Annotated in this window: 19 protein-coding genes and 1 tRNA gene; 14 read left to right on the forward strand and 6 right to left on the reverse strand. The window is 69.5% G+C overall.

The window, feature by feature from the left end; genetic code table 11:
* Nucleotides 1–9: 9 nt before the first annotated feature.
* The gene (locus AB4Z18_RS07655; protein ID WP_441782087.1) at nt 10–798 is read right to left on the reverse strand and encodes an SGNH/GDSL hydrolase family protein; all 789 of its coding nucleotides are present in this window, start codon (nt 796–798) and stop codon (nt 10–12) included.
* Nucleotides 799–875: 77 nt separating this feature from the next.
* On the opposite strand from AB4Z18_RS07655, the gene AB4Z18_RS07660 reads away from it, so the two are divergent.
* Nucleotides 876–1,343: a VOC family protein gene (locus tag AB4Z18_RS07660; protein WP_441782088.1), complete on the forward strand. Its 468-nt coding sequence runs from the start codon at nt 876–878 to the stop codon at nt 1,341–1,343.
* A gap of 33 nt (nt 1,344–1,376) precedes the next feature.
* Here AB4Z18_RS07660 and AB4Z18_RS07665 read toward each other — a convergent pair whose 3' ends face one another.
* Both AB4Z18_RS07665 and AB4Z18_RS07670 read right to left on the reverse strand, forming a co-directional pair.
* Nucleotides 1,377–2,330, reverse strand: coding sequence for a hypothetical protein (locus tag AB4Z18_RS07665; RefSeq protein WP_441782089.1), 954 nt, complete (start codon nt 2,328–2,330; stop codon nt 1,377–1,379).
* 154 nt (nt 2,331–2,484) lie between these two features.
* A complete protein-coding gene (locus AB4Z18_RS07670) occupies nt 2,485–3,516 on the reverse strand; it encodes an LLM class flavin-dependent oxidoreductase (RefSeq protein WP_441782090.1) in 1,032 nt (343 codons plus the stop codon).
* A 49-nt stretch (nt 3,517–3,565) separates the two neighbouring features.
* On the opposite strand from AB4Z18_RS07670, the gene AB4Z18_RS07675 reads away from it, so the two are divergent.
* The gene (locus AB4Z18_RS07675; protein WP_441782091.1) at nt 3,566–4,375 is read left to right on the forward strand and encodes a hydrolase; all 810 of its coding nucleotides are present in this window, start codon (nt 3,566–3,568) and stop codon (nt 4,373–4,375) included.
* A 55-nt stretch (nt 4,376–4,430) separates the two neighbouring features.
* Here AB4Z18_RS07675 and AB4Z18_RS07680 read toward each other — a convergent pair whose 3' ends face one another.
* The gene (locus tag AB4Z18_RS07680; protein ID WP_441782092.1) at nt 4,431–4,754 is read right to left on the reverse strand and encodes a thioredoxin family protein; all 324 of its coding nucleotides are present in this window, start codon (nt 4,752–4,754) and stop codon (nt 4,431–4,433) included.
* Between the two features lie 84 nt (nt 4,755–4,838).
* Between AB4Z18_RS07680 and AB4Z18_RS07685 the strand changes: the two genes are divergently transcribed.
* Nucleotides 4,839–5,339: an FBP domain-containing protein gene (locus AB4Z18_RS07685; protein WP_441782093.1), complete on the forward strand. Its 501-nt coding sequence runs from the start codon at nt 4,839–4,841 to the stop codon at nt 5,337–5,339.
* A 5-nt stretch (nt 5,340–5,344) separates the two neighbouring features.
* Here the strand turns inward: AB4Z18_RS07685 and AB4Z18_RS07690 are convergent.
* Nucleotides 5,345–5,427 (reverse strand) — tRNA-Leu (locus tag AB4Z18_RS07690).
* Nucleotides 5,428–5,465: 38 nt separating this feature from the next.
* On the opposite strand from AB4Z18_RS07690, the gene AB4Z18_RS07695 reads away from it, so the two are divergent.
* Nucleotides 5,466–6,071, forward strand: a complete 606-nt coding sequence (locus tag AB4Z18_RS07695) for an ANTAR domain-containing response regulator (protein ID WP_441782094.1) — start codon at nt 5,466–5,468, stop codon at nt 6,069–6,071.
* Nucleotides 6,072–6,160: 89 nt separating this feature from the next.
* Here AB4Z18_RS07695 and AB4Z18_RS07700 read toward each other — a convergent pair whose 3' ends face one another.
* Nucleotides 6,161–6,565, reverse strand: coding sequence for a hotdog fold thioesterase (locus AB4Z18_RS07700; RefSeq protein ID WP_441782095.1), 405 nt, complete (start codon nt 6,563–6,565; stop codon nt 6,161–6,163).
* A gap of 56 nt (nt 6,566–6,621) precedes the next feature.
* Between AB4Z18_RS07700 and polA the strand changes: the two genes are divergently transcribed.
* The 10 genes from polA (at nt 6,622) to AB4Z18_RS07750 (ending at nt 19,548) form a co-directional block, all read left to right on the forward strand.
* The gene (gene polA / locus AB4Z18_RS07705) at nt 6,622–9,294 is read left to right on the forward strand and encodes a DNA polymerase I (protein ID WP_441782096.1); all 2,673 of its coding nucleotides are present in this window, start codon (nt 6,622–6,624) and stop codon (nt 9,292–9,294) included.
* Between the two features lie 127 nt (nt 9,295–9,421).
* Nucleotides 9,422–11,095: a DUF885 domain-containing protein gene (locus AB4Z18_RS07710; RefSeq protein WP_441782097.1), complete on the forward strand. Its 1,674-nt coding sequence runs from the start codon at nt 9,422–9,424 to the stop codon at nt 11,093–11,095.
* A gap of 20 nt (nt 11,096–11,115) precedes the next feature.
* Nucleotides 11,116–11,763, forward strand: a complete 648-nt coding sequence (locus AB4Z18_RS07715) for a DUF4166 domain-containing protein (protein ID WP_441782098.1) — start codon at nt 11,116–11,118, stop codon at nt 11,761–11,763.
* Entirely contained in the window at nt 11,760–12,743 is a 984-nt protein-coding gene (locus AB4Z18_RS07720; protein ID WP_441782099.1) for an epimerase, read from the forward strand. The genes AB4Z18_RS07715 and AB4Z18_RS07720 overlap by 4 nt, the downstream gene beginning before the upstream one ends.
* 108 nt (nt 12,744–12,851) lie before the next feature.
* Nucleotides 12,852–14,294 carry a 30S ribosomal protein S1 gene (gene rpsA, locus AB4Z18_RS07725; RefSeq protein WP_441782100.1) on the forward strand — a complete coding sequence of 481 codons (1,443 nt, stop codon included), beginning with the start codon at nt 12,852–12,854 and terminating at the stop codon, nt 14,292–14,294.
* Nucleotides 14,295–14,380: 86 nt separating this feature from the next.
* Nucleotides 14,381–14,983, forward strand: a complete 603-nt coding sequence (coaE, locus tag AB4Z18_RS07730; protein ID WP_441782101.1) for a dephospho-CoA kinase — start codon at nt 14,381–14,383, stop codon at nt 14,981–14,983.
* Nucleotides 14,984–15,048: 65 nt separating this feature from the next.
* Nucleotides 15,049–17,115, forward strand: coding sequence for an excinuclease ABC subunit UvrB (uvrB, locus tag AB4Z18_RS07735; protein ID WP_441782102.1), 2,067 nt, complete (start codon nt 15,049–15,051; stop codon nt 17,113–17,115).
* 54 nt (nt 17,116–17,169) lie between these two features.
* Complete coding sequence (locus tag AB4Z18_RS07740; RefSeq protein ID WP_441782103.1) at nt 17,170–17,934, forward strand: DUF4129 domain-containing protein; 765 nt, start codon at nt 17,170–17,172, stop codon at nt 17,932–17,934.
* The gene (locus tag AB4Z18_RS07745) at nt 17,931–18,533 is read left to right on the forward strand and encodes a hypothetical protein (RefSeq protein WP_441782104.1); all 603 of its coding nucleotides are present in this window, start codon (nt 17,931–17,933) and stop codon (nt 18,531–18,533) included. The genes AB4Z18_RS07740 and AB4Z18_RS07745 overlap by 4 nt, the downstream gene beginning before the upstream one ends.
* The gene (locus tag AB4Z18_RS07750; RefSeq protein ID WP_441782105.1) at nt 18,523–19,548 is read left to right on the forward strand and encodes an AAA family ATPase; all 1,026 of its coding nucleotides are present in this window, start codon (nt 18,523–18,525) and stop codon (nt 19,546–19,548) included. The genes AB4Z18_RS07745 and AB4Z18_RS07750 overlap by 11 nt, the downstream gene beginning before the upstream one ends.
* Nucleotides 19,549–19,586: the final 38 nt, after the last annotated feature.

Consider the following 19,586-nt stretch of genomic DNA (forward strand, 5'->3'; position numbering starts at 1 on the left):
CCGCAGGGCTTACAGCGGGTGCGCGGACTCGGGGTCGACGACGGTGAGCTCCGCGATCTTCGCGGCGCGACCGTCGCCGGAGGAGCGGCCGGTGAGCCGGCGTCCGACCCACGGGAGCACGAAGCGACGGTAGTAGTCGGCGGTTCGGCGGTTCCGTTCGCCGGGTGGCGCGGCCGCCACCTCCGCGACGCCCCACTCCTCGGGCACCGGGACGCCGAGGGCCGTCAGCACGTTGCTCGCGACGCGCGCGTGCCCGAGGGGACCGAGGTGGAGGCGGTCCTCCGACCAGTAGCGGAAGTCCTCCAGCCCCTCGTCGGCCCAGTTGTCGACGAAGGTGATGCCGTCGCGCGGCAGCATCGCGCGCACGGCCACCGCGAGCTCCTCGCCGCGCCGGCGGATCAGGGCGCCGAGCGGCAGATGCGCGCTCGGGTTCGCTCCGCTCAGGAGCAGCATGTGGCTGCCGGAGGCGACGACCCGGTCGGCCGCATCCATCAGCGTCCTGGCGACGCCCTCGATGGAGACGCGCGGGCGCATGATGTCGTTGCCGCCGCCGTTCAGGCTGACGAGGTCGGGATGCTGCGCGATCGCCGGCTCCACCTGCTCGGCCACGATCGGCCCGAGCTTGCGCCCGCGCACGGCGAGGTTCGCGTAGCGGAACGGGGCATCCGAGGCCGCGGCCATCCCGAGCGCGACGAAGTCGGCCCAGCCGCGGACGCGTCCGTCGGGGAGATCGTCGCCGACGCCCTCCGTGAAGCTGTCCCCGATGGCGATGTAGCTGCTGAATGCGGTGCTCGACACGGGTGCAAGGCTACCGCTCCCGGCTACCATGGGCGGCATCGACCGCGTCCGACGGAGGGCGCGGGGAGGGGGCTCCCATGCAGAAGGTCACGACGTTCCTCTGGTACGCCGAGGGGGTGGAGGAGGCGGCGGAGCTGTACACGTCGCTCATCCCGGACTCGCGCATCCTGAATGTGCAGCGGTTCGGCGAGGGGATGCCGGACGGCCTCGTCGTCGTACAGTTCAGTCTCGGCGGCGTCGAGTATCAGGCGATGAACGGCGGGCCGGCCGCCAACTTCACCGAGGCGATCTCGCTGTCGGTGATCTGCGACGACCAGGCCGAGGTCGATCGGCTGTGGGATGCGCTCACCGCCGACGGGGGCGAGGAGAGCCAGTGCGGCTGGCTGAAGGACCGCTGGGGCGTCAGCTGGCAGATCGTGCCGCGCCGGTTGCTCGAGCTGCAGGCCGACCCGGACCCGGTTCGCGCGAGCCGCGCCAACCAGGCGATGCTGACGATGCGCAAGCTCGACATCGCGGCGCTGGAGGCGGCCGCCGACGGTCGCTGAGGTGCTCGCGTCGCTCGCGTCGCCCGCGTCAGCTCAGCGGGCGAGGAGGTCCTGCCAGGCCAGCAGGTGCTCGACGGTGACCCCGCCGTAGCCGCGGAGGCCGGAGAGTTGCGTGCGTACCGCCGCCGTCTCCGACTCCAGCAAGGACGCGCTGTCGTCGCCGAACGTGGCGCCGGGTCCGCCGGCGACCTCCGGCGTGTCCGTCTCCACCCCGATGGTGAACGGGATGCGCTTGGCGGCCGCCGCCTGCGCCGCAGGCTTTGCGAACGCGACGATCCCGTCCGTCCCGGCCGCGTGGTCGCTGAACGCGACGATCGCCACCGACTTCAGGTGGGGGAGCAGGGCGTCGAACGCGGTGCCGCCGCCCGGCTGCGGCTTGGCGGCCAGCCACCACGGCAGGTCGGCGCCGACCGGGACGCTTCCCGCGGCTACCCGGGCACGGTCGTACATGGTCTGCAGCTTGGTGACCACTGCGGGTAGCTCGGCGTCGGAGGAGACGACCCACGGCTCCACGTCGAACTGCACCGCGTCGAACGGCGCCGCGCGGAGGGCTGCGGTGGTCCACGCCGCCGCGAGCGACGGGTCGTCCGCCCAGGCCGGGTCGCCGCCGAGGGCCGCGACCTTCGTCACTCCGGCCGCGTGCAGTGCGTTCACCGCGTCGGTCAGCCACACGCCGAAGGGACCCTCGTCGGCCGCCCACGGCACGGAGAGGAAGACCGTGCGCAGGTGGTGGGCCGCCGCGAAGTCGGCCAGCGCCTGCGGTTCGAACTGTGCGAGGCCCTCGCCGCGCGCATCCACTGCCGGATCGATCGGATTGCCCCAGGCCCACATCCCAGTGATCGCCGATGTGGCAGGTCCGCTGTCGATCCGGGCGGTCACGGCAGCCGCTGGTGCAGCGGCGAGCACGGGCGCCGCGAGTGCTGAGCCGCCGATCGCCACAGCCATGGCCGTGGCGGTGACGGCGGAGCGGAGACGCGGAGCTCGCATGGCACACCCTTCGAACGCGGAACGGAACGGTCACCGCAGATTCGGGTGTGCGGTACGTCCATCATGTCAGTCTCCGCGCTGGCGTCTATGCCGCGTTCGGGGTACACGCGCCGGCCTCCGCTGTACCCCGCTCGGCCCCCCGCTCAGTCCCGGGTCAGTCCCGCCAGCCGAGGGCCGGCGCGATCTGCGTGACGATCGTCTCCAGCAGGTGCGCGTTGTACTCGACGCCGAGCTGGTTCGGGACGGTGACGAGCAGGGTGTCGGCGTCGGCTACGGCGGCGTCCTCGCGCAACTCCGCGACGATCTGCTCCGGCTCTCCGACGTAGCTCTTGCCGAACCGCGCCAGGCCGCCGTCGAGGTGGCCTACCTGGTCGTGCCGCTCGGCGAGGGCGGACGCGCCGAAGTAGCGGCGGTCGAGGTCGGTGGTGATCGGCAGGATGCTGCGGCTGACCGACACGCGCGGCTCGCGCTCCCATCCGGCCGCTGTCCACGCGTCCCGGTACTGCTGCAGCTGCTCCGCCTGGAGGTCGGAGAACGCCACGCCGGTGTCTTCGGTGAGGAGGGTCGAACTCATCAGGTTCATGCCCTGCTCGGCCGCCCACACGGCGGTCGCGCGCGTGCCGGCGCCCCACCAGATCCTGTCGGGGAGGCCGGGCGACTGCGGTTCGATGGCGAGGCCGCCGCGCTGCCCGCCGGTCATGGCCGGGTTCGCCTCGGCGACCCCGGCTCCGGCGATCGCGGCGCGGAACAGCTCGGTGTGCCGCCGGGCCATGTCCGCATCCGACTCGCCCTCGGCCGGCACATAGCCGAACGACTCGGAGCCGCGCAGCGCCGTCTCGGGTGACCCGCGGCTCACGCCGAGCTGCAGCCGTCCGTCGGCGATCAGGTCGGCCGCGGCCGCATCCTCGGCCATGTAGAGCGGGTTCTCGTAGCGCATGTCGATGACGGCCGTGCCGATCTCGATGCGGGAGGTGCGCGCGCCGATGGCCGCGAGCAGCGGGAACGGCGAGGCGAGCTGCGGCGCGAAGTGGTGGACGCGGAAGAACGCGCCGTCGGCGCCCAGCTCCTCCGCAGCCACGGCAAGGTCGATCGCCTGGTGGAGGGCGTCCGCCGCGGTGCGCGAGACGGAACCCGGGATGGGCTGGTAGTGCCCGAAGCTGAGGAACCCGATGCGTTTCACATCCACTCCAATCGGTCCTCGTCGCAGCCTATTCCGTCGCGCTAGAGTCCGGGATGTGGCGGAGTGGCTGTGCGCGGCGTGCGCTGTGGAGTTCGGGGATGGGGAGCACCCTCCCGCATCGTGCCCGATCTGCGAGGACGAGCGGCAGTACGTGCCGCCGCCCGGCCAGGAGTGGACGACGCTCCAGCGCTTGCAGCGCGAGGGCGAACGCGTCGTCGTCACCGAGCTCGAGCCCGACCTGTACGGGCTGCGCAGCGAGCCGAGGGTCGGCATCGGCCAGCAGAGCCTGCTGCTGCGCACGCCCGAAGGCAACCTGCTGTGGGATCCGACCGGGTACGTCGACGAGGCGGCGGCAGCCGCAGTGCAGGACCTCGGCGGCGCCGCGATCATCGCGACCAGCCACCCGCACATGTTCGGCGCGCAGGTGACCTGGTCGCGCATGCTCGGCGACCCTCCGGTGCTCGTCAACGCCGCCGACCGCCACTGGGTGCAGCGGGACGACCCGGCCATCCAATCCTGGACCGGGGAGGTGGAGGTGCTGCCCGGGGTGACCCTGCGGACGATCGGCGGGCACTTCCCGGGCAGCGCGGTGGTCCACTGGGATCGCGGCGTCGTGCTCAGCGGCGACACCGTGTTTCCGGGGCCATCGCAGCGGTGGGTGACGTTCCAGCGCAGCTTCCCGAACGACATCCCGCTGTCCGCCGCCGTGGTGCGGCGCGTCGCCGACACGGTGTGCGACCGGCCCTTCGAGCGGATGTACGGCAACCTCGGCAACGTCATCCCGCAGGATGCGCGCGCGGCGGTGCTGCGCTCGGCCGAACGCTACATCGGCTGGGTCAGCGGGGCATTCGACCACCTGACCTGAATTCGGGTCCCTGAATTCAGGTCCCTGAATACAGGTCCCTGAATTCAGGAGCCGCTCACAGGAACGGCGCCAGCTCCAGCTCCATGGCGGGCTTCGGCTTCGCGCCGATGATCGTCTTCACCACCTCGCCGTCGCGGAACACCTTCATCACCGGTAGAGCGAGCGCCTTGTAGGCGACGGTGCTCTCCATGTTCTCGTCGGCGTTGATCTTGACGATGCGGATGCGGTCGGCGTGCTCCTCCTGCAGCTGCTGCAGGATGGGGCTGAGGGCCCGGCACGGACCGCACCATTCCGCCCAGAACTCGACGACGGTGGTGCCCGGGGCGGCGAGCACGTCCTCTTGGAAAGTGGCGTCCGTGACGCTCTCGATCGTGGTCATGCGAGCACGCTAAGCCCTGACCACAGGGGCAGGGTCAAGCGGTGACACGCCGATCCTGTGCGAGCATGGAGGGAGGAGGTGCGCATGGAGATCCTGAGTCCGCAGCAGATCCGCGAGTCGTTCGTCAACTGCTCCCGCAGCGAAGCCGAGGAGCTTCCGCTTCCACCGGGACTGCACGAGGTGGATTGGGCCCGCCGCGAGTACCTCGGCTGGCGCGACCCGAAGCTGCCTCAGCGCGGCTACGTCGTCATCCCGACGGCCGATGGCCCCGTCGGCATCGTGCTGCGCGCGTCTGAAGCGTCGATGCGCTCGCATGTGCCGTCGATGTGCGGATGGTGCCAGGATGTGCACCTCACCAACGACGTCTGGTTCTGGTCGGCCCGGCGGGCGGGTCAGGCTGGCCGCAATGGGGACACGGTCGGAACACTGGTCTGCGGCGCCTTCGAGTGCAGCGCGAACGTGCGGCGCACGCCCCCGCCGTCGTACGTCGGATTCGACGTCGACCAGGTCGTGGAAGACCGGATTACCGGTCTCGCCGAGCGCGCCAGGCGCTTCGCCGCGACGATCGTCGGTGCCCGGATCTGAGGTCGTGCCGCTGGTGGGATTCGAACCCACACGCCCTTTCGGACAAAGCATTTTGAGTGCTCCGCGTCTGCCATTCCGCCACAGCGGCGCACAACAACCCCTGAAGAATACCGTAGGCTTTTGACCGTGACTGACCAGGAGACCTCTTCCACCGCACCCCGCCGCGTCGTCGTGGCGGAGGACGAATCGCTCATCCGCCTCGACATCGTCGAGATCCTGCGCGACAACGGTTTCGAGGTCGTCGGCGAGGCCGGAGACGGCGAGACGGCTGTCGCCCTGGCGACCGAGCTGCGTCCCGACCTGGTGATCATGGACGTCAAGATGCCCCAGCTCGACGGCATCTCGGCGGCCGAGCGGCTCTCGAAGGACCACATCGCCCCCGTCGTGCTGCTGACCGCCTTCAGCCAGAAGGAGCTCGTCGAGCGTGCGACCGAGGCCGGCGCCCTCGCCTACGTGGTGAAGCCGTTCACGCCCAACGACCTGCTGCCCGCGATCGAGATCGCGCTGGCGCGCTACCAGCAGATCATCGCGCTCGAGGCCGAGGTCTCCGACATGGTGCAGCGCTTCGAGACCCGCAAGCTCGTCGACCGCGCGAAGGGCCTGCTGAACGAGAAGATGGGCCTGTCCGAGCCGGAGGCGTTCCGCTGGATCCAGAAGGCGTCGATGGACCGCCGCCTCACCATGCACGACGTCGCCCAGGCGATCATCGACCAGCTCGCGCCGAAGAAGTAGCGCGTCCCCAGCGTCCCCAGCTAACAGCTCCTGAGTTTTTCGACCTCGCCGCGGCGATTCGGCCGAAAAAGTCAGGAGCTGTTGGCGTGTTAGAGGTCCTTGATCAGGTTCGTGATGCGGATCGTTGAGCAGCGGCGGCCCTGGTCGTCGGTCACGGCGATCTCGTGCGTGGTCAGCGTCCGTCCCAGGTGGATGGGCGTGCACACTCCCGTCACGTAGCCGCTCGTCGCCGAACGGGTGTGCGAGGCGTTGATCTCGATCCCGACAGCCAGGCGTCCCTCGCCGGCGTAGAGGTTCGCCGACATCGAGCCGAGGGACTCGCCGAGGACGACATACGCGCCGCCGTGCAGCAGGTCGGCGGGCTGGGTGTTCCCCTCCACCGGCATGCGTGCGACGGCCCGCTCCACGGTGAATTCGAGCATCTCGATGCCCATCTTCTCGGCCAGACGGCCGAGACCTCTCTCCTGCACGAACGCGAGCGCGTCTCCGGTCATCCTCGGCCTCTCTGAGCGTCGTCTGCGGTGTCACCGGCCCCTTGTAGGCTTGCCTGGTGTCAGACTCCGAAAAGCCTACCCTCCTCGTGATCGACGGCCATTCGCTCGCTTTCCGGGCCTTCTACGCACTTCCGGTGGACAGTTTCGTGAACCGCGAGGGTCAGCACACGAATGCGATCCACGGCTTCATCGCCATGTTCATCAACCTGCTCCAGCAGCAGAAGCCGACCCACCTGGCTGTCGCGTTCGATATCTCCCGCTACTCGTTCCGCACGCGCGAGTACCCGGAGTACAAGGGCACCCGTGGCGAGACGCCGTCGGAGTTCGCCGGCCAGGTGCCGCTGCTCGAAGAGGCGCTCCACGCGATGAACGTCACCACCATCGCCAAGGAGGACTACGAGGCCGACGACATCCTCGCCACCCTCGCCAAGCGCGGTGTCGACGAGGGCTACAAGGTGCTGCTGGTGTCGGGTGACCGCGACACCATCCAGCTCGTCAACGACGACGTCACGTTGCTCTACCCGAACGTCCGCGGCGTCTCCGAGCTCAAGGTGTACGACCCGGCGGCCGTGCGCGAGAAGTACGGGATCGATCCGCACCAGTACCCGGAGATCGCGGCGCTCGTCGGTGAGACCAGCGACAACCTGATCGGCATCGACAAGGTCGGCGAGAAGACCGCCGTGAAGTGGGTGCAGCAGTACGGCACGGTCGAGAACATCGTGGCGCACGCCGACGAGATCAAGGGCGTCGTCGGTCAGAACCTGCGCGACCAGAAGGAGAACGCCCTCCGCAACCGCCGCCTCAATCAGTTGCTCGACGACGTCGAGCTGCCTATCGCCCTCGACGACCTCGAGCGCAAGCCGCTCAACGAGAACGCGGTGCGTGACATCTTCGCGCGGCTGCAGTTCAAGACCCTGCTCGACCGTCTGATGAAGACGGCGGCAGAAGAGGGGATGCTCGACGGCGTCCTCAGCGTCGCCGAGGTCGGCGACGCGGGAGCCGTCAGCGCCCCAGCCGTGCGCACGATGGTCGACGAAGAGCTCGCGAACTGGCTGTCGAAAGCGTCTGCCGACGGCGCGGCCGTCGCCGTCCAGCTGGAGGTCGGCCCGGCCGGGATCACCGGGTTCGGCCTCGCCACGGGCGATGACAGCGTGTACGTGCCCTGGGTGGCGGGTCGCAAAGACTACGAGGCCCTGGAGGAATGGCTCGCCAGCAGCGCGCCGAAGTACTTCTTCCACGCCAAGCCGCAGTTCAAATCCCTCAGCCGCGCCGGTTTCGTGGTCGACGGCCTCGCCTTCGACACGCGGATCGCCTCGTGGCTCGTCAAGCCCGGCGCCGCCCCGCAGTCGCTCGCGGAGCAGGTGTACGAGGTGCTCGGGGAGACCCTGCCGGTCTCCGACCCGAATCAGCTCGTCCCGATCAACGATGCCGTGAGTCCCGCGACCGAGGCCTGGTACATCCGCCGGGTCGCCGAGGGCCAGATGATCGCGCTCGACGAAGGAACCCGCGCGGTGCTCGACGACATCGAGCTGCCGCTGGTGGCGGTGCTCGCCGAGATGGAGCTGAACGGCGTCTCGATGGATGCGGAGGTGCTGGCACGCCTCCGCGGACAGCTCACCGACAAAGCCAACGACTACGCGGCTCAGGCCTACGCGCAGATCGGCCACGAGATCAACCTCGGTTCGCCCAAGCAGCTGCAGCAGGTACTCTTCGAAGAGCTGGGGATGCCCAAGACCCGCGCCACGAAGACCGGGTACTCGACCGACGCCGGCTCGCTCGCCGACCTGCAGGAGAAGAATCCGCATCCGTTCCTCGGGCTGCTGCTGCAGCACCGCGACGCGACCAAGCTGAAGCAGATCATCGAGACGCTGGAGCGCTCGGTCGAGACGGATGGGCGCATCCACACGACCTACGACCAGACCGGCACGAGCACGGGCCGCATCTCCTCGAACGACCCGAACCTGCAGAACATCCCGATCCGCACCGAGGAGGGCCGCGAGATCCGCTCCGCGTTCCGGCACGGCGAGGGATTCGAGACGCTCCTCACTGCCGACTACTCGCAGATCGAGATGCGGATCATGGCTCACCTGTCCGAGGATCCGGGCCTGATCGAGGCGTTCAACGCGGGGGAGGACCTCCACCGGTTCGTGGGCTCGCGCGTCTTCGGCGTCGACCCCGCGGAAGTCACCTCCGCCATGCGCACGAAGGTCAAGGCGATGTCGTATGGACTCGCCTACGGCCTGAGTGCGTTCGGACTGTCGAAGCAGCTGCGCATCGAGACCTCGGAGGCGCGGCAGCTGATGACGGACTACTTCGAGCGGTTCGGCGCGGTGCGCGACTACCTGCGGAACGTCGTCGAGCAGGCGCGCGTGGACGGCTTCACGGAGACCATCTTCGGCCGTCGGCGTCCGTTCGCCGACCTCACGTCGACCAACCGCGTCCTGCGCGAGAACGCGGAGCGCCAGGCGCTCAACGCGCCCATCCAGGGCTCGGCGGCCGACATCATGAAGGTCGCGATGCTGGGCATCGCCGGCGACATCATCGATCAGCGGCTTCAGTCGCGGATGCTGCTCCAGGTACACGACGAGCTCATCTTCGAGGTGGCGTCCGGCGAGTGGGATGCGCTGGAGTCGATCGTGCGCGCGCGCATGGCGGGCGCTGCCGACCTCCGTGTGCCGCTCGACGTGCAGGTGGGCCGCGGCTCGAACTGGGACGCGGCCGCACACTGACGTTCAGCCGCGCCAACTCACCATTCGCCGCCGCGGTTCGCCTGTCCACAACGCGTCGTCGTGGCGACTTGTCCACAGTCGCAATTCGATCGTGTGCCGCCGAGGCGTTGGTCGATAGGGTCGAAGCATGACCAACGATCAGAAGCGCGAACCCACTCCGGTCGACACGATCGCCGACGAGTGGGTCGACACCCAGCTGGAGTTGTACCCCGAGTACCACGTGTGGCTCGGCCGACCGGGGCGTGAGGGCGAATACGCCGACTACTCGCCGGCCGGTGCCGAGAACGCGACGGCCAAGGTGAAGGAGACGCTCAGCCGCATCGAAGCGGCCGAGCCGGTCGACGAGATCGACCGCATCACCAAGATGGACCTCGCCCGTGAGCTTCAGCTCCACATCGAAAAGCACGACGCCGGCTTTGCACAGCGCGACCTCAACGTGATCGCGTCGCCCCCGCAGGAGCTGCGTGACATCTTCGACCTGGTGCCGACGGATACCGAAGACGACTGGGCCAATGTCGCCAAGCGCCTTCACAACCTTCCCGCCGCGATGAACGGCTACATCGAGACGCTGCGGAGCGGGATCGCGGCCGGCAACGTCCCCGCGATCCGCCAGGTGCGGGAGGTGCTCGCCCAGGCGCGCAAGCAGGTCGCCGACACGGGCTTCTTCTTCGAGTTCACGCAGGAGGCGCGGCCGCTGAACGGCGAGCTTCCCGAGTCGCTGAAGAGCGACCTCGCGAGCGGAGCGCAGGATTCCGCCCAGGCGTACGCCACGCTGGCCGAGTTCTTCGAGAACGAACTGGCTCCGCACGCACCGGAGAAGGATGCGGTCGGCCGGGAGCTCTACGCGCTGGCGTCGCGCGACTTCCTCGGCGCGACCGTCGACCTCGACGAGACGTACGAGTGGGGCATCGAAGAGCTCGCCCGGATGCGTGCGGAGCAGGAGTCGATCGCGCGCGAGATCAAGCCGGGCGCGAGCGTGCTCGAGGCGATCGAGTTCCTCGACGGCGACCCCAGCCGCAAGCTGCATGGCACCGACGCCCTCCAGCGGTGGATGCAGGAGACCAGCGACCGCGCGATCGAAGAGCTCGGTAAGTCGCACTTCGACATCCCGGCCGAGATCCGTCGCCTCGAGTGCATGATCGCCCCGACGCAGGAGGGCGGCATCTACTACACGGGTCCGAGCGACGACTTCTCGCGCGCAGGCCGCATGTGGTGGAGCGTCCCCGAGGGCGTGACGGAGTTCGACACCTGGCGCGAGCTGACCACCGTCTACCACGAGGGCGTTCCCGGCCACCACCTGCAGATCGCGCAGGCCACCTACAACAAGGCGCAGCTCAACTCCTGGCGCCGGATCGCCGGCACCTCGGGTCACGCCGAAGGGTGGGCCCTGTACGCAGAGCGCCTCATGGAGCAGCTCGGTTACCTCGACGACCCGGCCGACCGGCTCGGGATGCTCGACGGCCAGCGGATGCGCGCCGCTCGCGTGGTGCTCGACATCGGCGTGCACCTGGAGAAGCCGCTCCCGGACGGCTCGCGGCCGTGGACGGGGGAGGACGCCTTCCCGTTCCTGCGCGAGAACGTCAACATGAACGACAGCTTCGTCCGGTTCGAGGTGAACCGTTATCTCGGCTGGCCGGGCCAGGCGCCGTCGTACAAGATCGGCCAGCGCATCTGGGAGCAGCTTCGCGACGAGTACGCCCGCCGGGAAGGGGCCGCCTTCGACATCAAGGCGTTCCACAAGAAGGCGCTCGACATCGGCGGTGTCGGCCTCGACACGCTCAAGGCAGCGCTGCTCGACTGAGCAGCCACGACATCCCCTCGGTGACCTCCCCGTACCGCGCCGTGCTGGGCGCGGCGTTCGACGAGCTGCATCCGCGACTGCGGGCGTACTTCGACGCCATCCCGGCCGGCGCGGTGGGGCGAGGCGCGGGCGTGTTCGACACGGTCGGCACGCCGCGGCGGTGGCTGTGGCCCGTACTCGCGGTGTTCGCACGCTCGCACGTCATGTTCCCGGTGTGGGAGCGGCAGGTGCCGTTCACGGTCGAGAACCGTCCCGGCCGTCGGCCGGACGGTTCGCCGGTCGTGCTCGCGACGCGGGTGTTCGACCTTCGGAGCCGCACCGCGACGATGGTGGATGCGATCGGGGTGGACTCAGGTCGCATCGACGGTCCTCACCTGGTCGACCGCCTCGGCGGCCCGGTGAGGACGGAGGCCCGGTTCGCCGCGAGCGTGAGCGACGGTGGGCTCCGGCTCCGGTCCACCGTCGTGTGGCTGATCCTGGCGGGAAGGCGGGTGCGCGTCCCGCGTCCATTCGCTCCCGTCGTCGTGTTGACGGAGCGCTGGGACGAGGAGTCCGGGCAGCAGCGGGTTTCCATCACGGTGAGGGCGCCCGTCATCGGCCGGGTCTACCAGTACGCGGGCCGGTTCCGTTACGAGATCGTCAACGAACAGGAGGAGTGGTCGGAGTGAGCGAGCGCATCGTCATCGCGGGGGCGTCCGGTTTCGTCGGCCAGTACCTTGAGCAGCATTACCGCAGCGTCGGCGCAGAGGTCGTCGTCGTCGGCCGGAACGGGCCCGGCGTGCGCTGGGACGACGCAATCGGGCTCCGGGAGGCCGTCACCGGCGCCGATGCCGTCATCAATCTGGCCGGCAAGAGCGTCAACTGCCGGTACAGCGACGCGAACCGGGCCGAGATCTTCCGATCGCGGCTCATGACGACCCGCGCGGTGCGCGAAGCGATCGCCTCAAGCGACGCTCCGCCGCCCGTCTGGTTCAACGCCTCCACCGCGACGATCTACCGTCACGCCGAAGACCGGCCGATGACCGAGTCGACCGGTGAGCTCGGCACCGGATTCTCGGTGGAGGTGGCCAAGGCGTGGGAGCGCGAGCTCTTCGAGGGCAACCTGCCGGACACTCGGCGCGTCGCTCTGCGCATGGCGATCGTCCTCGGCGACGGCAGCGCCCTCACCCCGCTGGTGAACCTCGTGCGCTTCGGGCTCGGCGGACCCCAGGTCGACGGCCGCTGGTTCGCCACGGCCGGCCGCCGCAACGCGGGGACCTTCCACGAGTTCCGCGCGCGCGGCGGCACCCAGCGGTTCAGCTGGGTGCACATCGCCGACGTGCTCGGATCGATCGAGTTCCTGCGGGCGCGCCCCGACCTCGATGGTCCGGTGAACGTGGCGGCGCCGCATCCCACAGATAACCGCACGCTGATGGCGGAGCTTCGGCGACTCCTCGGGCGCCCGGTCGGACTTCCGGCGTATCGGTGGATGCTCGAACTCGGCTCGATCGCGATCCGCACTGAGACCGAGCTGGTGCTGAAGAGCCGCTGGGTCGCGCCCGAACGGCTGCTCGACGCGGGCTACGAATTCGCCTACCCGGAGCTCGCGACGGCGCTCCGCGACATCCTGACCGACCGCGGCTTGCTGGACGCGTCCGCAGCCCGGTAGACTAGAACGTCACTTGTGTGACATCCCTATCCGCCTGCCGTTCGCGGAAAACTACATGATCATCATCGCGACCGGCCTGATTCCTGTCCATTACGGAGCACCCACTACATGACAACCGCAACGACCGACAAGGCACCCAAGCAGGTCGCCGTCAACGACATCGGATCTGCTGAGGACTTTCTTGCCGCGGTCGAAAAGACGCTGAAGTTCTTCAACGACGGAGACCTCATCGAAGGCACCGTCGTCAAGATCGACCGCGACGAGGTCCTCCTCGACGTCGGTTACAAGACGGAGGGCGTCATCCCCTCCCGCGAGCTTTCCATCAAGCACGACGTCGACCCCAGCGAGGTCGTCGAGGTCGGCGACACCGTCGAGGCCCTCGTTCTCCAGAAGGAGGACAAGGAAGGCCGCCTCATCCTGTCCAAGAAGCGTGCGCAGTACGAGCGCGCGTGGGGCGACGTGGAGAAGATCAAGGAAGCCGACGGCGTGGTCACCGGTACGGTGATCGAGGTCGTCAAGGGCGGCCTGATCGTCGACATCGGCCTCCGCGGCTTCCTGCCGGCTTCGCTCATCGAGCTGCGTCGCGTCCGCGATCTCACCCCGTACCTGGGTCAGGAGATCGAGGCCAAGATCCTCGAGCTCGACAAGAACCGCAACAACGTGGTGCTCTCGCGCCGCGCGCTGCTGGAGCAGACCCAGTCGGAGTCCCGCACCACGTTCCTCAACAACCTGCACAAGGGCCAGGTCCGCAAGGGCGTCGTCTCGTCGATCGTCAACTTCGGTGCGTTCGTCGACCTCGGCGGCGTCGACGGTCTCGTCCACGTGTCGGAGCTCTCCTGGAAGCACATCGAGCACGCCTCCGAGGTCGTCGAGGTGGGCCAGGAGGTCACCGTCGAGATCCTCGAGGTCGACCTCGACCGCGAGCGCGTCTCGCTGTCGCTCAAGGCGACGCAGGAGGACCCGTGGCAGGTCTTCGCCCGCACCCACGCGATCGGTCAGGTCGCACCGGGCAAGGTCACGAAGCTGGTTCCGTTCGGTGCGTTCGTCCGCGTCGCGGACGGCATCGAGGGCCTCGTCCACATCTCCGAGCTGTCCGGCAAGCACGTCGAGCTGGCCGAGCAGGTCGTCTCGGTGGGCGACGAGGTGTTCGTCAAGGTCATCGACATCGACCTCGAGCGTCGCCGCATCTCCCTCTCGCTGAAGCAGGCGAACGAGGGTGTCGACCCCGAGGGCACCGAGTTCGACCCGGCGCTCTACGGCATGGTCACCGAGTACGACGACCAGGGCAACTACAAGTACCCGGAGGGCTTCGACCCGGAGACCAACGAGTGGAAGGAAGGCTTCGAGACGCAGCGCGACGAGTGGGAGCAGCAGTACGCTGCCGCCCAGGCGCGCTGGGAGGCGCACAAGCGCCAGGTCGCGAAGGGGCTCGAGGAGGCTGCTGCCGACAGCGGTACCTCGACCTACACCTCCGACTCGGCCGGTGGCGGAACGCTCGCCGACGACGAGTCGCTCGCGGCTCTGCGCGAGAAGCTCAGCTCCAACTCCTGAGCATCCTCTCTCTGAGACGGCCGGTCCTTCGGGGCCGGCCGTTTCGGCGTTTCCGGGCGGAATCGCGTCGTGGCTAGGCTGGTGGGGTGCAGCTGATCGGACTCACGGGCGGGATCGCCTCCGGCAAATCGACCATCGCCTCCCGGCTCGCCTCGCACGGCGCCGTCGTGGTGGATGCCGACCGCATCGCTCGCGAGGTGGTGGAGCCCGGCAGGCCGGCGCTCGCGCAGATCGCCGAACGGTTCGGCGACGGCGTGATCGCGGCCGACGGGAGCCTTAACCGTCCGGCGCTCGGAGCGATCGTCTTCGGCGACGCGGAGGCGCTGAAGGCGCTGAACGGGATCACGCATCCGGCTGTGCTCGCCGCGTCGACCGCACGGTTCCGCGCCGCCGCCGAGGCCGACCCTGAGGCGATCGTCGTCTACGACGTGCCGCTGCTGGTCGAGTCGGCCAACGAGTATCCGTTCGACCGTGTGGTCGTCGCGCACGCCGACGAGCGGACGCGCATCGATCGGCTGGTGCGCCTCCGCGGGATGGACCCGGCCGAGGCCGAGCGCCGCATCCGCTCGCAGGCGACCGACGAGGAGCGGCTCGCGGTGGCCGACGTCGTGATCGACACCGGCGGCACTCTGGAGCAGACAGTTGCGCAGGTCGACGCCCTCTGGGACGAACTGCGCGCCGGGGCCTGACCCCGCGCGTTCCGCTGTGAGCGAGAGCCGGACCGAGTGTCGGTGGTCGTTCCTAAACTAGAAGCATGCTTCCCACGCGCGCCGTCCGTCCCTTCGAGGTCGTCAGCGAATACAGCCCCAGCGGCGACCAGCCGCAGGCGATCGCAGAGCTCGCGGGCCGCATCAACGCAGGCGAGACGGATGTGGTCCTCCTGGGCGCGACCGGTACCGGCAAGTCGGCGACCACGGCGTGGCTCATCGAGCAGGTGCAGCGGCCCACGCTGGTGCTGGCGCATAACAAGACCCTCGCGGCTCAGCTCGCCAACGAGTTCCGCGAGCTGCTGCCCAACAACGCGGTCGAGTACTTCGTCTCGTACTACGACTACTACCAGCCCGAGGCGTACGTCCCGCAGACCGACACCTTCATCGAGAAGGACTCCTCGATCAACTCCGAGGTGGAGAGGCTGCGCCACTCGACCACGAACTCCCTGCTGAGCCGTCGTGACGTCGTCGTGGTGTCCACCGTGTCCTGCATCTACGGTCTCGGTGCGGCGGAGGAGTACCTCGAGGCGATGGTCGCGCTGCAGGTGGGCCAGAACGTGGGGCGCGATGCGCTCATCCGTCGTTTCGTCGGCATGCAGTACGAGCGCAACGACGTCGACTTCTCGCGCGGCAAGTTCCGCGTGCGGGGCGACACGATCGAGATCATCCCGATGTACGAGGAGCACGCGGTCCGGATCGAGCTTTTCGGCGACGAGATCGAGGCGCTGTACTCGCTGCACCCGCTGACGGGCGACGTGCTGCAGACGATGGATGCGGTGTCGGTGTTCCCGGCGACCCATTACGCCGCCAGCCCGGCGACGATGCAGCGTGCGATCGTCACCATCCAGGAGGAGCTGCACGAGCGACTGCAGGAGCTGGAGCGCGAAGGCAAGCTGCTCGAAGCACAGCGCCTCCGCATGCGCACCCAGTTCGACCTGGAGATGATGGAGCAGATCGGCTTCTGCTCCGGGATCGAGAACTACTCGCGGCACATCGACGGTCGCCAGCCGGGCGAGGCGCCGAACTGCCTGCTCGACTACTTCCCGGACGACTTCCTCGTGGTCATCGACGAGTCGCACGTCACTGTGCCGCAGATCGGCGCGATGTACGAGGGCGACGCGTCGCGCAAGCGCACCCTTGTGGAGCACGGGTTCCGTCTGCCGAGCGCGCTCGACAACCGGCCGCTGAAGTGGAACGAGTTCAAGGATCGCGTCGGCCAGACGGTCTACCTGTCCGCGACGCCCGGCAAGTACGAGCTCGGCATCGCGGACGGCGTGGTGGAGCAGATCATCCGCCCGACCGGCCTCATCGACCCCGAGATCGTCGTCAAGCCGACCAAGGGCCAGATCGACGACCTGCTCGAAGAGATCCGGGTGCGCGTCGAGCGCGACGAGCGCATCCTGGTCACCACCCTGACCAAGAAGATGGCTGAGGAGCTCACCGACTTCCTCGCGGAGGCGGGGGTGAAGGTCCGGTACCTGCACTCGGATGTCGACACGCTCCGCCGCGTCGAACTCCTCACCGAACTGCGCGCGGGCGTCTACGACGTCCTTGTCGGCATCAACCTGCTGCGAGAAGGCCTCGACCTCCCAGAGGTATCGCTGGTCGCGATCCTCGACGCCGACAAGGAGGGCTTCCTGCGGTCGTCGACGTCGCTCATCCAGACCATCGGACGAGCGGCGCGTAACGTCTCGGGTGCCGTGCACATGTACGCCGACGTACTGACCGACTCGATGAAGAACGCGATCGAAGAGACGGATCGCCGGCGCGAGAAGCAGGTCGAGTACAACCGTGTGAACGGCATCGATCCGCAGCCTCTCCGGAAGCGGATCGCCGACATCACCGACGTGCTGGCACGCGAAGAGGCCGACACCGCGCGGATCCTGGCCGGTCGTGACCAGAGGCGCAAGAGCCCGACCCCGAACCTGCGCAATGGCGGCATCGCCGCGCAGGGGGCCGCTGAGCTCGAGGGACTCATCGCCGACCTCAACCAGCAGATGCTGGCCGCGGCCGGTGAGCTGAAGTTCGAGCTGGCGGCTCGGCTGCGCGACGAGCTCTCCGACCTGAAGCGCGACCTGCGGCAGATGGAGAAGGCCGGGCACCTGGGCTGAGACGCCCGGGTCCGTGGTGCCGGACCCGGGCCCGAGTCGGACTACGGTGGCAGAGTGGCAGCGAAGGCGACGGGACCGCGGCGGTGGACGCTCGCCGTCTGCGTCGCACTGGTCGCGGTGGCGCTGATCGCGGTGGCGTTCCAGGGCGCACCGCAGTTCAGCGGCCCCCGCGTGTTCCTGCCGCCTGGACCGGTCCGCACCGACGAGCCGGGGCAGCAGACGAGCGGCACACCGGAACCGCAGCAGACCATCCACGAAGTGCGGCTGGACCTCTCCTGGATCCTCGTGGCCCTTATCGTTCTGGCCGTCATCATCGCGTTGGCCCTGATCTGGCGACTGCGCCGCCGCAGGAATGCGCCGCCCCCGCTTCCGCCGCTGGGGGTCGTCACCGGCGCCGAAGCCTCGAGCGCGCCGTCGGCTTCCGACCCGGATCCGGAACCGGAGCCCGAGCAGGTCCGTCGCGGACTCGACCGCGCGGCGGAGGTGCTCGCCGAACCCCGTGAGCCGCGCGACGCCGTCGAGCGCGCCTGGGTCGGGCTCGAAGAGGGCGCTGCCGACTCCGGAGTGCGCCGGATCCCGGCCGAGACTCCGGCCGAGTTCGCCGCCAGGGTGGTCGCCCGCGTCGCCGCCGACCGGGATGCGGCCGGGCGCCTTCTTGCGCTGTACCAGCGTGCGCGCTTCAGCAGCGCGCCGGTCACGCCGGACGACGTCGCGTCCGCTCGCGCTGCCGTGGACGCGCTCCGCGCCTCCTGGAACGGCGGCGGCCGTGCGAGTTCCGCGCGGCGAGCGGGCAGCGAGCCGCGCGGAGGTCGCCGATGACCCCGCACCGCCGGCTGCCGTCCGGCATGCTGCGCCGCCTCATACTCAGCGCCGTGCTCGGCATCGCACTCGGCGCTGTGGCCTGGTACTTCGGGATGGACGCCCCGCACGCGATCGGGCTGGGAGCGGTCGTCTTCGCCTTCTCCTCCTGCCTCTCCGCGCTCGGGGAGGCGGTCGACCTGAGCTGGCCGATGCCGCCGCCGCCCCCGCGGCCGGGTGCCCGACGGGATGTCGTCCAGCTGGGCTGGTCCCTCAGCTCGCGCGGCGGCCGCGCATCGCCCGAAGGGATCCGCGCCCTTCGCCTGGTCGCCGAACGCGCCCTGCAGTTGCGCGGGCTCGACCTGGAGGACCGGTCCGCCGACGCGCACCTGGCGGCGCTCCTGGGCTCCGACCTGCTCGCGCTGCTGCGGCGAGGGTCGGCGGTCCAGCCGCCACGCACGGCGCAGGTAGCCGCTGCCCTCGACCGCCTGGAGGCGCTCGTCCGCGATGACGCCCCGGCCGGCGCTACCGTCCCGACCCGTCCCCGAGCATCGACCCGCCACACCGCCCCGACCCGTCCCACCGCCCCGACCCCTGAGGAGACGCCCCGTGCCCGCTGACCCCCACACCACATCCGCATCGCCCCTTCCCCTCGCCGACGTGGCGCGTCTCGGCGCCGAGGTCCTCGACCGGGTGGGGAGCGTCGTCGTGGGGATGCGGGACCCCCTGCGGATCGCGTTCGCGACCATCCTCGCGGGCGGTCACGTGCTGTTCGAGGACGTCCCCGGTCTCGGCAAGACGCTCGCAGCGCGCAGCATCGCCGCGGCCGTCGGTCTCGACTTCCGCCGCCTGCAGTGCACGCCCGACCTGCTCCCGTCGGACATCACGGGTTCGTTCGTGTACGTGCCGAGCACCTCCGACTTCGAGTTCCGGCCGGGGCCGGTGTTCACCGGGCTGTTCCTGGCGGACGAGATCAACCGCACCTCGCCTAAGACCCAGTCGGCGCTGCTGGAGGCGATGGCGGAGGGGCAGGTGTCGGTCGAGGGCCGCAGTTTCCCACTGCCGTCGCCCTTCCACGTCGTCGCGACGGCGAACCCGATCGAGTCCGAGGGCACCTACGCGCTGCCGGAGGCTCAGCTCGACCGGTTCATGGTGCGGCTCAGTGTCGGCTACCCCGACGAGGCGGGGGAGGCGCGGGTGCTGCTGGCGCGTGTCGCCCGGCGGCACGAGGTGGCGACGGTGGAGCCGGTGATCGACGCGGAGACGCTCGCCGCGATGCAGGCGGGCGTGGAGGCGGTGGATGTCGATCCCGACATCGCGGAGTACTGCGTCCGGCTGGCCGCGGCGACCCGTCGTCACAAGTCGGTCGACGTGGGCGCCTCCCCACGCGGCTCGCAGGGCCTGCTGCTGGTCGCGCGGGCGCTGGCCGTGCTCGCCGGACGCGACTTCGTCATCCCCGACGACGTCAAAGCGGTCGCCGTCCCGGTGCTGGCGCACCGCCTCACGCTGACCGTTCAGGCGTGGACCAGCGGGGTGCGCGCCGAGGAGATCGTGACCGAGGTGGTCAACACGGTGCCCGGGCCGCCCGCCGTCGGGGCGACGCAGCGTGCCGGCGGCGAGACGGCCGCGCGATGAGCCAGCGACCGGTGGGCCGGCGACCGATGAGCTCACGA

This window comes from Leifsonia sp. 2TAF2 (assembly GCF_052115085.1).
Classification (GTDB): Bacteria; Actinomycetota; Actinomycetes; order Actinomycetales; family Microbacteriaceae; genus Leifsonia.

Coding starts and splice junctions, on each gene's coding strand:
- AB4Z18_RS07745 (WP_441782104.1), top strand. CDS start 17,931: ATGACCCCGCACCGCCGGCTGCCGTCCGGCATGCTGCGCCGCCTCATA.
- AB4Z18_RS07700 (WP_441782095.1), bottom strand. CDS start 6,565: ATGACCGGAGACGCGCTCGCGTTCGTGCAGGAGAGAGGTCTCGGCCGT.
- uvrB (WP_441782102.1), top strand. CDS start 15,049: ATGCTTCCCACGCGCGCCGTCCGTCCCTTCGAGGTCGTCAGCGAATAC.
- AB4Z18_RS07710 (WP_441782097.1), top strand. CDS start 9,422: ATGACCAACGATCAGAAGCGCGAACCCACTCCGGTCGACACGATCGCC.
- AB4Z18_RS07660 (WP_441782088.1), top strand. CDS start 876: ATGCAGAAGGTCACGACGTTCCTCTGGTACGCCGAGGGGGTGGAGGAG.
- rpsA (WP_441782100.1), top strand. CDS start 12,852: ATGACAACCGCAACGACCGACAAGGCACCCAAGCAGGTCGCCGTCAAC.
- AB4Z18_RS07685 (WP_441782093.1), top strand. CDS start 4,839: ATGGAGATCCTGAGTCCGCAGCAGATCCGCGAGTCGTTCGTCAACTGC.
- AB4Z18_RS07665 (WP_441782089.1), bottom strand. CDS start 2,330: ATGCGAGCTCCGCGTCTCCGCTCCGCCGTCACCGCCACGGCCATGGCT.
- AB4Z18_RS07680 (WP_441782092.1), bottom strand. CDS start 4,754: ATGACCACGATCGAGAGCGTCACGGACGCCACTTTCCAAGAGGACGTG.